Source organism: Rhodococcus sp. MS13, from assembly GCF_013277835.1.
GTDB lineage: Bacteria > Actinomycetota > Actinomycetes > Mycobacteriales > Mycobacteriaceae > Rhodococcus_F > Rhodococcus_F erythropolis.
Genome location: NZ_VBTL01000007.1, coordinates 48,229 through 60,598 on the forward strand (window position 1 = coordinate 48,229; position 12,370 = coordinate 60,598).

At 62.6% G+C, this 12,370-nt stretch carries 9 protein-coding genes; 5 read left to right on the plus strand and 4 right to left on the minus strand.

Annotation, left to right across the window (positions count from 1 at the left end; all coding sequences use genetic code 11):
* Positions 1 to 71 precede the first annotated feature (71 nt).
* Positions 72 to 560, plus strand: coding sequence for a MarR family winged helix-turn-helix transcriptional regulator (locus FEZ59_RS14440; protein WP_003942624.1), 489 nt, complete (start codon positions 72 to 74; stop codon positions 558 to 560).
* A 5-nt stretch (positions 561 to 565) separates the two neighbouring features.
* Positions 566 to 2,212 (plus strand): MDR family MFS transporter, encoded by a 1,647-nt coding sequence (locus FEZ59_RS14445; RefSeq protein WP_019748256.1) that lies wholly within the window; start codon positions 566 to 568, stop codon positions 2,210 to 2,212.
* Positions 2,213 to 2,262: 50 nt separating this feature from the next.
* On the opposite strand, the gene FEZ59_RS14450 is transcribed toward FEZ59_RS14445, so the two are convergent.
* Both FEZ59_RS14450 and glsA read right to left on the minus strand, forming a co-directional pair.
* The gene (locus tag FEZ59_RS14450; protein ID WP_019748257.1) at positions 2,263 to 2,928 is read right to left on the minus strand and encodes an SIMPL domain-containing protein; all 666 of its coding nucleotides are present in this window, start codon (positions 2,926 to 2,928) and stop codon (positions 2,263 to 2,265) included.
* A 9-nt stretch (positions 2,929 to 2,937) separates the two neighbouring features.
* Positions 2,938 to 4,764: a glutaminase A gene (glsA, locus tag FEZ59_RS14455; RefSeq protein WP_172932818.1), complete on the minus strand. Its 1,827-nt coding sequence runs from the start codon at positions 4,762 to 4,764 to the stop codon at positions 2,938 to 2,940.
* Positions 4,765 to 5,016: 252 nt separating this feature from the next.
* Between glsA and dxs the strand changes: the two genes are divergently transcribed.
* A complete protein-coding gene (gene dxs / locus FEZ59_RS14460; RefSeq protein WP_172932819.1) occupies positions 5,017 to 6,963 on the plus strand; it encodes a 1-deoxy-D-xylulose-5-phosphate synthase in 1,947 nt (648 codons plus the stop codon).
* Positions 6,964 to 7,051: 88 nt separating this feature from the next.
* Here dxs and FEZ59_RS14465 read toward each other — a convergent pair whose 3' ends face one another.
* Positions 7,052 to 8,494 (minus strand): sugar porter family MFS transporter, encoded by a 1,443-nt coding sequence (locus FEZ59_RS14465; RefSeq protein WP_020907569.1) that lies wholly within the window; start codon positions 8,492 to 8,494, stop codon positions 7,052 to 7,054.
* Positions 8,495 to 8,958: 464 nt separating this feature from the next.
* Positions 8,959 to 9,975: an iron-siderophore ABC transporter substrate-binding protein gene (locus FEZ59_RS14470; RefSeq protein ID WP_172932820.1), complete on the minus strand. Its 1,017-nt coding sequence runs from the start codon at positions 9,973 to 9,975 to the stop codon at positions 8,959 to 8,961.
* Between the two features lie 124 nt (positions 9,976 to 10,099).
* On the opposite strand from FEZ59_RS14470, the gene FEZ59_RS14475 reads away from it, so the two are divergent.
* Both FEZ59_RS14475 and FEZ59_RS14480 read left to right on the plus strand, forming a co-directional pair.
* Entirely contained in the window at positions 10,100 to 10,651 is a 552-nt protein-coding gene (locus tag FEZ59_RS14475) for a TetR family transcriptional regulator (RefSeq protein ID WP_172932821.1), read from the plus strand.
* A gap of 102 nt (positions 10,652 to 10,753) precedes the next feature.
* On the plus strand, positions 10,754 to 12,325 hold the full coding sequence (locus tag FEZ59_RS14480; RefSeq protein WP_172932822.1) for a GMC oxidoreductase: 1,572 nt from the start codon (positions 10,754 to 10,756) through the stop codon (positions 12,323 to 12,325).
* The last annotated feature ends 45 nt before the right edge of the window (positions 12,326 to 12,370 follow it).

Here is a 12,370-nt window from a genome sequence, read left to right on the forward strand (position 1 = left end):
TTTCGTTCTGCAAGTAGTTTTCCGTTTTCAAGTCACGGCTCGTTCGAGCCACTCGAATTCAGGGGTAGGCAATGTCGGTACAGCCGGAGACGGCCCAAGCGCTCGTCGACACGATCTTCATGTTCGGCAGATCGCTGCGAGCCGCGGTCACCACCGGTGCAGACAGCCTGCTGCCGCCTGCGCTGGTCAGTGTGTTGTTCATGCTGGCAGCGCGTGGGGAGTGCCGACAGAACGAATTGGCCGTCGATCTGTGTGTCAGTCAGTCGTCGCTCAGCCGGCAAATGTCGGATCTGGTCGACGCTGGGTATGTCGAGAGAAATCCCGATCCGGCTGACAAGCGGGCGTTCCGCATCCGAGTATCGGAAGAGGGACACGACGTTTTACGGAGAACCACGCAGCGGCGTGCGGCGCGTTTGCGCAACATGCTCGAAGACTGGAGCCAGGAAGAGGCCATGGCCGCAGTGACATCGCTGCAACGTCTCAACGAGACGTTCGGCGCATCGAATCGGCAGGCCTCACCGGCAGTTCCGCACACGGGCGTAGAAAGTATTGGGAGATAAGGCACATGGCAGCAACAGTAGGAGAAACCCGGGCAAGTACCGGAGGTGACGGATCGGCTCGCGAAGCGGGCGCGATGACTCACCGCGAAATTCTCGAAGCACTCACCGGACTCATCGCAGCGCTGTTCACCGCGCTGCTCAGCAGCACCATCGTTTCGACAGCGCTTCCCACGATCATCGGTGAACTGCACGGAACTCAGACGCAGTACGCCTGGATCATCACCACGGCACTGCTCGCCACTGCGGCATCGACGCCGATCTGGGGCAAACTGGCCGACCTTTACAACAAGAAGGTCCTGGTCCAGACCGCGATCGTCATCTTCGTGATCGGCTCGGTCATCGCCGGCGCGGCGCACAATGTTCCGTTGCTGCTGGGTGCACGTGTCATCCAGGGCATCGGCATGGGCGGCCTGACTGCTCTCGTCGTAGCCATCATCGGCACGATCATCCCGCCGCGAGATCGTGGTCGCTACTCCGGATACATGGGTGCGGCAATGGCCGTCTCGATGTCCGGTGGACCGATCCTCGGCGGCGTCCTCGTGGACACTGCCGGCTGGCGCTGGTGCTTCTACGTGTGTGTTCCGTTGGCAGTCATCGCACTGTTCCTGCTTCAGCGCACACTGCACGTCGAGACCGTGAAGAAGGACAACGTCTCCATCGACTGGATGGGCGCCACCTTGCTCACCGCCGGTGTCAGCGTCCTGCTGATCTGGGTGTCGTTTGCCGGTCAGGACGACTACTACGCCTGGTTCTCGAAGGAGTCGGCCTTCTTCGTCATCGGTGGTCTGGCCCTGCTCGGCCTGACGATGTTCGTCGAATCCAAGGTCAAGGATCCGATCCTGCCGATCAAGATCATCACCGAGCGCACAACTGCTCTCGCGATCATCGCCTCGATCGCAGTCGGTGTCGGCCTCTTCGGTGCGACGACCTTCCTGACGCAGTACTTCCAGACCGCACGCGGATTCGATCCCACCGAAGCCGGATTGCTCACCATTCCGATGGTCGCAGGCATGCTCGTCGCCTCCGTCGGCTCGGGACAGCTGATCACCAAGTTCGGTCAGTGGAAGCCCTTCATCGTCGCCGGCGCAGTACTGCTGCTGGTCGGTTTCGGGCTGCTGTCGACGATCGACCACGCCACCAGCCTGTGGACCATCGGAATCTTCATCGCCATCGTCGGTCTGGGTACTGGCATGTTGATGCAGAACATCGTGCTCGCGGTGCAGAACACGGTCAGCGTCGAGAACATCGGTGCGGCCAGCAGTATCGTGGCGTTCTTCCGCACGTTCGGCGGCGCGATCGGCGTGTCGGTGCTCGGTTCGATTCTTGCGACCCGCGTCAAGACACTGACAGTCGATTCGGTCTCCACCTTGCCGCCCGAGCAGCAGGCAGTAGCTGGAAAGAGCCTCCAGGACGGCCTCGACCTGAGCAATATGCCTGACTTCGTCTCGCAGATCGTTCGGTTCGCCTACGGCGACGCAACAGGACGGATCTTCCTGGTCGCAGCCGTCGTCGCTGTGGTCACGCTCGTGTCGGTCATCTTCATCCCGAACCGTCCGCTGCGCACCACGATCGACATCGCGACTCCTGACGCCGAGCAGAAGTACGAAGAAGAGCGCGAAGAGAAGAACGAAGAGAAGAACCTCACTCGCTGATCCGCATGCCCGGCTGGTCTACCGCCGGCCGCGTCTTCTGAACAGTTATGTCACGCCATAGCCCATCGAACGCGGACAGAGATCGATTCTTCGATCTCTCCGCGTTCGACGGCTATCGGGGCCGAATCCGCTTTCATCGCCGCGACACGTCCGCGCATCGGCACGATCTGGTCGAAGTCCTCGAGCACCTCGAGAACTTCGACCAGATCTTTGTCTGCCAGGTCCGCGAACTGTCTGGCTTTCGATTCGGCTGCCGTCCATGCCAATTCGCGTGCTTTTGTCGCCAGATCGCTGCGGTCGTCGAGGTCGAACTCGAGCCCGTCGAGCCGAATCGCGTCGCCGCCCACCGATACACACGCCGCGATGACGGCGGCGGGGGAGTTCGCCGCTTCCGGCTCCAGCTCTCGCAGTACGACTCGGAAAGTTGTCGATGCGGTGAATCCTGTTGTCTCCTGGCGGCCTCCGTCACTCCAGTGAGTCTGCGGATGGACGCTCAGCCCGGCGGTGGTGAGGTCCGCTCCGCGCACACCGCGCGCGTGCAGGGTCTCGGTCAGCGCAGTGGACAGACGCGCGACGGCGTCGAATGCGTCGGAAACGGCCGTCTGTGTCACCGATACTCCGATCGTCAGCCGCACGATGTCGGGAACAGCTGTTGCAGTGGCAGTTCCGGTCACCGTGACAGTGGACGGTTCCGAGGTGAGGGCGGTGGTCGGCATGTGTACTTCCTATCCGATTCGTCCGGCGGATATGACACTCCGCAACATCAGGTCCAATTGCTCGTAGGCGCCCGCAGCCAGTCGTTCGAGAAGCGCAAGTTTCAACTCGGGTGCCTGTGCGGTCAGTTCTGCATATCGCTCCGGAGTCAGCACGGCCACGGTGACCGTGGAATCGGCGCGGATGTCGTTGAGGAACGGAGTGTCGAGGAACATCGTCATCTCGCCGAACGTCATTCCGGCGGAGAGCGTCGTGATGCGGTGCTCGACCCCGTGCGCGTCGGTGAACATGGTGCTGACCTGGCCACTGAGAATCAGGTAGAAGCCAGACGCCGATTCACCTCGGCGGGCGATCTTCTCGCCGCGGGCATAGGTACGAGTCTCCAACTCTGCCGAGAATCCCTCGATCTGTGCCGCGGACAGAGCATCGAGAACTGGGTGGTCCTCGATCGAGATCGTCGACGCCTGCCGTTCGGCCTCACAATGCACCGCAAGCAACGTGTCTTCGCACCACTGCATGGCGGAATCGAGATCCGCAAAAACCCGACCACTTCTTCTGGCGGGGTCGATGCTCGAACTTCGTTGTCCCAGCAGTCCTTGCGGATCGACGACGGCCACCGCACAAGCCTGCTCGGCCAGTTGAACCTGCAGCGCAGTGATCATGCGTACTGCGACGTCGCTGGCGTCGTCGACACGGCGGACGTCGATGACGACAACTTCGAGGCCCTCGTCCACCGAGCCGATTTCGCGGACCGCCGATTCGGCACCGGTGAAGAGGAGATCGCCGTGCAGTTCGTAGACCCGGCTGCGCTTGCCGACGTCGTCGAGCACAGCCTGTTCGGTCGGGGTGCGTCGTACTCGCGACGGTGCTTCGATGACGCTGTATCTGGCCCGGATCGACGAGCGTGACGCCCGCGTCACGTGGAGGAAGTGCAGTTCGAGTTCCTTCGACAGTGCCCGGGCAGACGCAACTCCGCGAACGCTGTTTCCGTGAACGTCGAGCCTGGGGGAGTACACCGCGATGCCGATCTGGCCGGGCAGAACCGCCAGGACTCCGCCGCCGACGCCGCTCTTGGCCGGCAATCCGACCTCCACCAGCCACTTTCCGGCGCCGTCGTACATGCCGCACGTCGCCATGACGCTGAGGACCTGTTCGACGCCCGCGGGGGCCAGCGCGCGCTCGTGGGTGAGCGGATTGACACCGTTGTTCGCCATCGTCGCAGCCATCAGACTCAGGTCGCGGCAGGTCACGTCGATCGAGCATTGACGGAAATACAGGTCGACGGCCTCGTCGGGATTGCCGGTGATGACGTCGAAGGATCGCAGCATGTGTCCGATCGCGCGGTTGCGGTGACCGGTGCGCGCCTCGGAGGTGTAGACCGACTCGTTGAATGCCAGTTCGCGGCCCGCGTACCTCGAGTACGCCGAGCGGATGCGCTCGAAGCGGGCCTCGGGATTCGGGCCGGCGACCAGTGATGCAGCGGTGATCGCCCCGGCATTGATCATGGGGTTTCGTGGCCGTTCGGTGAGCGGGTCGAGGCTGATTTCGTTGAACGGCTCGCCGGATGGTTCGACGTCGATTTTCGCGGCAACCGCCTCGCTTCCCCGATCGGCGAGAGCCAAGGCGTAGGTGAAGGGTTTCGAGATCGACTGAATGGTGAACGGGATTCGCGAGTCGCCGATCTCGTAGACGTAACCGTCGACGGTGGCGATGCAGATTCCGAACGAATCGGGGGCGACCGCCGCGAGTTCGGGGATGTAGTCGGCCAACTCGCCCTCGTCGAGTGATCGGACGTCGTCGAACACTCGCGTTATCAGGTCGTCGACCACAGTTCCCATATGTCGACCTTAAGCCGACATGGCGGTCGTTTTGTGGAACAAGAGTTGTCGAGTCGATTGCGACGGATCCCATTTGTCTGTGATTGCGATCACGAGCGATCCGTGGGATTTCGCTGTTACGCGAAGTCACACCGGATTCGGGCCGAGTCCGCGTGTCGGTTCGCCGGAACGCTCCGTAGACTGGCAGCACTGTCGCGAAGACAGCCGCGGCGCGCACCGGTGCAGCTGTGAAGCACGGAGGGAGCGATCTCGTTGGGTGTTCTTGCCCGCATTCAGGGTCCTGACGATCTACGTCAGTTGAGCCACGCCGAGATGACGGAGTTGGCCGACGAGATTCGTGAGTTCCTCGTGCTGAAGGTCGCTGCGACCGGTGGTCACCTCGGGCCCAACTTGGGCGTCGTGGAGTTGACCCTCGCACTGCACCGAATTTTCGACTCGCCGCAGGACGCGATCATCTTCGACACGGGCCATCAGGCCTACGTGCACAAGATCCTCACCGGTCGTCAGGATCAGTTCGACACTCTGCGTAAGCAGGGCGGACTGTCCGGGTATCCGTGCCGCGCCGAGAGCGAACACGACTGGGTCGAGTCCTCTCACGCTTCCGCCGCGTTGTCCTATGCCGACGGCCTCGCGAAGGCCTTCGCGCTCACGGGCCAGAATCGCCACGTTGTCGCCGTCGTCGGTGACGGCGCCCTGACCGGCGGAATGTGTTGGGAAGCCCTCAACAACATCGCAGCCGGAAAAGACCGTTCGGTGGTGATCGTCGTCAACGACAACGGCCGCTCGTACGCGCCGACCATCGGCGGCCTCGCCGACCATCTTTCGGCACTGCGCACCGCGCCGAGTTACGAGCGCGCCCTCGACAGTGGCCGACGCATGGTCAAGAGACTGCCCTGGGTGGGGCGCACCGCGTACTCCGTCCTGCACGGAATGAAGGCGGGTCTCAAGGACGCTGTCAGCCCTCAGGTCATGTTCACCGATCTGGGTATCAAGTACCTCGGACCGGTCGACGGTCACGACGAAGCCGCCATGGAATCGGCGTTGCGCCGGGCGAAGGCCTACGGCGGACCGGTCATCGTTCATGCCGTCACTCGTAAGGGCAACGGTTACGCACACGCCGAGAACGACGTGGCCGACCAGATGCATGCCACCGGCGTCATCGATCCCGTCACCGGTCGCGGCACCAAGTCGTCCGCGCCGGACTGGACGTCGGTCTTCTCGGCCGCATTGATCGAGCAGGCTTCGCGTCGTGAGGACATCGTCGCCATCACCGCTGCGATGGCCGGGCCCACCGGCCTCGCGGCCTTCGGTGAGAAGTTCCCCGATCGGATCTTCGACGTCGGCATCGCCGAGCAGCATGCGATGACCTCGGCCGCCGGTCTTGCACTTGGCGGCCTTCACCCCGTCGTTGCTATCTACTCGACCTTCCTCAATCGGGCTTTCGACCAGTTGTTGATGGACGTCGCACTGCTCAAACAACCGGTGACAGTCGTGCTCGACCGCGCCGGGGTCACCGGAGTCGACGGCGCCAGCCACAACGGCGTCTGGGATCTTTCGCTGCTCGGAATCATCCCGGGGATTCGCGTCGCGGCACCGCGTGATGCAGACACACTGCGGGAAGAGTTGGACGAGGCGCTTCTCGTCGACGACGGTCCAACGGTCGTACGGTTCCCGAAGGGTGCTGTACCCGAAGCGATTCCGGCAGTGAAGCGACTCGACGGAATGGTCGACGTCCTCAAGGCCAGCGAGGGTGAGCGAGGCGACGTGCTCCTCGTCGCGGTGGGCCCGTTTGCATCCTTGGCGCTCGAGATTGCCGAGCGGCTCGACAAGCAGGGCATCTCGGTTGCCGTCGTTGATCCGCGATGGGTTCTGCCGGTCGCGGATTCGCTGGTGAAGATGGCGGACAAGTACGCCCTCGTGGTCACCATCGAAGACGGCGGTCTGCACGGCGGCATCGGTTCGACGGTCTCGGCCGCGATGCGTGCCGCCGGAGTGCACACGTCGTGCCGCGACATGGGCGTTCCTCAGCAGTTCCTCGATCACGCCAGCCGCGAAGCCATCCACAAGGAACTCGGACTCACGGCTCAGGACCTCTCCCGCAAGATCACCGGCTGGGTGGCGGGGATGGGCAGCGTCGGCGTCCACGTCCAGGAAGACGCGTCGTCGGCTTCGACTCAGGGCGAAGTCGCGCAAGGCTGACGGCTCGTCTCACGATAATCTCGAAAAGCGGTGGCCCTCGGATCAATCCGAGGGCCACCGCTTTTCGGCGTGAAACCGTGAGATCTCGCTACTGGACGGATTCGAGTGTGCTGCCTCGCGTTTCCTTCACGAATCGCAGGACGACGAACAGTGACAACGCTGCCATGACGGCGTAGCCGGCATAGGTGTACGACAGATTCCAATCGGCCAGTGCCGGGAACGTCCAGGAGACCAGGAAGTTCGCGACCCAGTTGGTGGCGGTCGCAATTCCTACTGCTGCAGCACGCACGCGATTGGGGAACATCTCGGAGATCAACACCCAGACCACCGGGCCCCAGGACAGAGCGAAGAAGAACACGAATGCGTTCGCACCGATAAGTGCGATAGTCGCGTTGGCTCCGGTCAGCGTGGCCACCGATTCGCCGATCTCGTTCTTGGTCACTGTTGCCGAATGGAAACAGAATGCCGCGGTGCCCAGTGAGATGGCCATACCGGCGGAACCGACCAACAACAGCGGTTTTCGACCGACCCGGTCGATGACGGCGATGGCGACAAACGTACCGACGATGTTGACCAAGGCGCTCACGACGCTGATCAGAAGGGAGCGGTCGGCGCCGAATCCCACTGCCTGCCACAGGGTGCTGGAGTAGTAGAAGATCACATTGATACCGACCAGCTGCTGCAGTGCGGCCAACGCGATACCGACCCACACGAGGTGGGAGACGCCGAGCCGCTTCGAGAAGAGTTGGCGGACCGTGGTTTTGGCCTGCTTCTCGCTGAGCGAGTCGCGGATCTCGTTCATCCGCTCGGTGACGGCGTCGTGATCGCCGCCTTCCAGGTCGGAGATGATCTTGCGAGCGCGATCGTCCTTGCCCTGCGCTACGAGGAATCGCGGCGACTCGGGAATCGTGGTCGTCATGATCAGATACAGAACTGCGGGAACGGCTTCGAGCATCAACATCCACTGCCAGGCCTCGAGGCCCGCGATCTGATTGCGATCGCCACCGGCCGCGGCCTGGAGTGCGTAGTTGACCAACTGCGACACGGCGATTCCGAGAACGATCGCCAATTGGTACATCGAACCGAGACGGCCGCGAATCGCAGCGGGAGAGATCTCCGCGATGTACGCCGGAGCGATGACCGATGCGAAACCGACGGCCAGGCCGCCGACCACGCGCCAGAACGTGAGGTCGTAGACGCTGAACGGAACTGCGGAACCGACGGCGCCGATTATGAACAACACTGCGGCTATTTGCATGACGCGGATGCGGCCGAGGCGATCTGCGAGTGTGCCTGCGATCCAGGCGCCGAGTGCTGCGCCGAGCAGAGTCAGTGAGACCGTGAGCCCGGTGCCCGAGGCGCCGATGTCGTACTTGTCTCGGATCGCACCGACTGCCCCGTTGATGACAGCGGTGTCGTATCCGAACAGAAAACCGCCGAGCGCGGCGGCGCCGGCGAAGAGCACTGCATGTCCGACGTCGGCGCGAGTAGCGCCGGATCCACCGCCGGAGGCGGTTCCGCTGAATGCCATTCCTGCCCCCTCAAAGGCCCTACGGTCGACACCCCGATGCGTCGATCCATCCGCGAGCACTCTGCACGCTACGCCCACCGGACGAGATTTGGCGGGGACTCACGCGCCGTTATCCAGCTGAGTCCATTCCCAGGTCGAAACAACCGGACGCAGAGACAAGGTATTGATTGCAGTGATTATGCAAACAATAATGTCGGTGCAGGTGAGGGCGGTTTACTTACCCGCGCGACGCTCGGCTTTGGCTGCGATGTCCTCGAGATCCTTTGCCATGAATTTCCGGTCACCCGCGCGCCCAATCGACCGAATACCGCTGTGAAGATCTTCGAGATACGTGAAGTGGATTCGGATTCCCCGGAGAAGTACATCTCGAGGATCGTGCCTGTGGCGTCAGGCTTCAGAGTGAACCCGCTCGTGTAGTTCATGCCGTGGGAGTTGGCTTTGAGGGTGTCGTGAAAATCCCGTTTCTAGGCGGTCGCGCGCTTTGCGGCTTCACTCAACGTCGGTGTGATCTGGCCGAGGACCCAAGGCGTGCTCAGGACGTTGACGTTGCTCAGTCCGCCGATGACGCGGGTGTCGCTGAGGAATGCGGTGGATCCGCGTTTGACCGCGTCGAGTCCACCGACTGCGGGTACGCCGGACGGATCACCGGAACCGTCGGTGAAGCCGACGATCACATCGGCGTCGATGTCGGCGATGTTCTCGTAGGAGATCGTCTTGAAGAACGATCCGCCTGCGTTGTCCGCGGCGAGCTTCTCGACGCCCGGCGCATTGACGAATCCGAGTTCCGTCAGCACCTGGACCCGCGGGTCGGTGGGCAGATAGACGTTGATGTTGCTCGAATCGGTGTCGAAGTTGACCACTGCCAATGTCTTTCCGGCGAACTCCGGGTGGGCTGCGGCGGTATCGGCGAGAGTCGCGTCGAGGCCGTCGACGAGCTTCTCGGCCTCTTCGCTCTTGCCGACTGCCTTGCCGACGATGCGGGTCTGGTCCTGCCAGGACGTCTGCCACGCTGCGCCGGGATAAGCGGCCGACGGTGCGATCTTGCTCAGTTGGTTGTAGACGGATTCCTCGAAGCCCTCGTACGGCGCCAGGATGACGTCGGGGGTCAACGACGCGATGGACTCGATCGGCGGTTCTCCGCTGGCCGGCATGTCGAAGAGCGTTGTCTTGTCCGCGTCGAAGTAGTCCTGGGCCCAGGGCATGACGCCGTTGTCGTCCGCACCGTAGGTGTACTTGGGCTGTCCGACCGGAGTCAGATCGAGTGCGTACAGGATGTCCTGCGCGTTCCATCCGAGGGTGACGAGGCGCTCGGGCTTCGAGTCGATGGTCGTGGTGCCGAAGGTGTTCTCGATGCTGACGGGGAATCCGTCCGTACCTTGGGATGTCGTGGATGTGCCCGAATCCGAGGAGCACGAGACAAGTGCGGTGACCGCGATTGCAGCCGCACCGAGGGCAGTGAAGCCCCGAACAGAAGTTTTCATGAAGGGCAGCCTAACCTACTGAATTTCGGCAGCCAAACGAAACCGATTGTGCCGTTTATGCAGGTGGGAGTCGGATCTGGACCGCGTTTCTCAGGGCGCCGTTTCGGTGGGCGATACTTTCCTCGTGCGATCACAGCAGAAGATTCTCGGCGCCGCCCTCGGACTGATCGAAGGTGGCGGATTCGAGGCTGTGAACATTGCCGCAGTTGCCACCGCGGCCGGTGTCTCGCGCCAGACGGTGTATTCGATTTTCGGTACACGTGAAGAGGTCGTCTCCCAGGCGATGGGCGGTCTCGCTGTCGAGGTTCTCGGGGAGATCACGGCACAGGTGGAGTCGGTCGACACGGCGTGCGACTACGTCGTTGAATTCATCGTTGCCGCGCGAACTGCCGTGCGTGCTCACCCGGTGCTCGCGACTCTGCTCCTCGCCGAGCGGGGAAACCCTGTCTTCGATCTCGAAATGATGAGTCGAGCAATACCTTTCGCTGGTCAGATGCTCGCCCCTATGGTCGAACGTGGCCTCGCCACGGAGGTGGAGTTGGATGAGATAGTGGAAATTGCCGTGCGACTGGGGCTTTCGGTTGTTGCATTCGACAGTGACCTCGTCCATTCCGATGACTCCTTGCGGGCCTTTCTCTCGAGGTGGCTCGGGCCCGCAATCCGGTCGAACTCGTAGTTCCTCGCCTGCTCCGCCAAAACCTTGACACTCGAGCGTCAGAGTGTCTAGTTTTGGCGTGCCCGGAATTCTCTGGCGACATTCTTCGAGGGAGCACCAGTCATGTCCGGAGTGAAACGTAGATCGTTCTTGGCCGGTACGGCCGCCGTGGGAGTCGCGATGATGGCGCCACGCACTGCCAAGGCTGCAACAGGGATTCCGCTGACACGTGAAGTGCACCGTGTCGTGGTTATCGGTTCGGGGTTCGGCGGAGGGGTGACGGCACTTCGCTTGGCCGAGGCCGGGGTTCCGGTCACCCTGCTGGAGAGAGGGATTCGGTGGCAGACCGGGCCGAATGCCGAAACTTTTCCGCATCCCGCCAGTCCGGACAAGCGTATCCTCTGGTATCAGTCCAACCCGACTCTGTTCGGCAGGCCGGCGATCTTCGAGCCATACGCGGGTTTGTTGGAGACGGTGACCGGTGAGAACATGACCGCGATCTGCGCAGCCGGGGTGGGCGGCGGATCGCTTGTGTACCAAGGGATGACGCTGCAACCGGAAGAAGCGGTCTTCAACACGCACTTTCCGGAGGAGCTCGATTACGCACGAATGGACCGCGTCCATTACCCGCGGGTGGCGCGGATGTTGCAAGTGGAAACTGCACCCGACGAACTGATTTCCAGCCCGAACTACGAGGCGGCACGTGTATTCGCGCGTAACGCAACGCGTTCCGGTCTACCCGTGTCGAAGATTCCGATGCCGATCGACTGGAACTACGCGTTGGCCGAACTGAGGGGTGAGATGAAGCCGTCGTACACCAACGGTGACGGCGCGCTCGGTGTCAACAACGGTGGCAAACATTCGGTGGATGTCACCTACATTGCGGCAGCGGAAGCGACCGGATTGGTGAATGTGGAGACTCTGCACCAGGTCACCGATGTCGAGCGGGCGGCCGACGGACGGTGGCGTGTGTACGTGGACCGGACCGACATTTCCGGCAACATTCTCGAGAACAAGATTTTGACGACGGATGCGCTCGTGATGGCTGCCGGCAGCATGAACACCACCAAACTCCTGGTCCGCGCCGCGGCAACGGGGCGGATCACGGATCTGCCCGACGAACTCGGCGCGGGGTGGGGGACCAATGCCGACCGGATCTACATCTGGTCGGATCTCGCGGAGAATTTCGGCGCGACGCAGGGCGGGCCGGTCGTCTACGGCAGCCGGAACTGGGACGACCCGCATAACGCGTTCACCGTCATTCAGGCGTCGTTCCCGCCGGTGGCGTTCGACGCTCACAGCACGGTGATGGTCGGATTCGGGGTCAGCAGCGACCGAGGTCGGTTCGTGTACGACTCAGCGCGAGGCGAGGCGGTGCTCCGTTGGCCGAGGGATGGCGACTCTGCGATCCAGCAAGGCCACATCGGACCTGCGGCCCAGCGGATCGCGGCAGGAGGACTGCTCACCGACACCAACGCATTACTGCCGTCCACCTGGCATCCCCTCGGCGGTGCCTGCATGAACTCGGTGTGCGATCTTGATGGTCGGGTTCTGGGCCAGCGAGGGTTGTACGTGCTCGACGGCGCTCTGTTGCCGGGGAACTCCGCTGCGTGCAATCCGTCGATGACTATCGCCGCCGTCGCAGAGCGTGCGCTCGAGAACATCGTGAAAGACGATGTGGGAACCCTATTCTGAACCTGCGCAAACGCCACGGACGGCGCACCCGAAGGCGCGCCGTCC

Excerpts from the sequence above, each read along its gene's own strand:
- FEZ59_RS14465 (WP_020907569.1), bottom strand. The coding sequence starts at position 8,494 with ATGGCATTCAGCGGAACCGCCTCCGGCGGTGGATCCGGCGCTACTCGC.
- FEZ59_RS14480 (WP_172932822.1), top strand. The coding sequence starts at position 10,754 with ATGTCCGGAGTGAAACGTAGATCGTTCTTGGCCGGTACGGCCGCCGTG.
- glsA (WP_172932818.1), bottom strand. The coding sequence starts at position 4,764 with ATGGGAACTGTGGTCGACGACCTGATAACGCGAGTGTTCGACGACGTC.
- FEZ59_RS14445 (WP_019748256.1), top strand. The coding sequence starts at position 566 with ATGGCAGCAACAGTAGGAGAAACCCGGGCAAGTACCGGAGGTGACGGA.
- FEZ59_RS14470 (WP_172932820.1), bottom strand. The coding sequence starts at position 9,975 with ATGAAAACTTCTGTTCGGGGCTTCACTGCCCTCGGTGCGGCTGCAATC.
- FEZ59_RS14450 (WP_019748257.1), bottom strand. The coding sequence starts at position 2,928 with ATGCCGACCACCGCCCTCACCTCGGAACCGTCCACTGTCACGGTGACC.
- FEZ59_RS14440 (WP_003942624.1), top strand. The coding sequence starts at position 72 with ATGTCGGTACAGCCGGAGACGGCCCAAGCGCTCGTCGACACGATCTTC.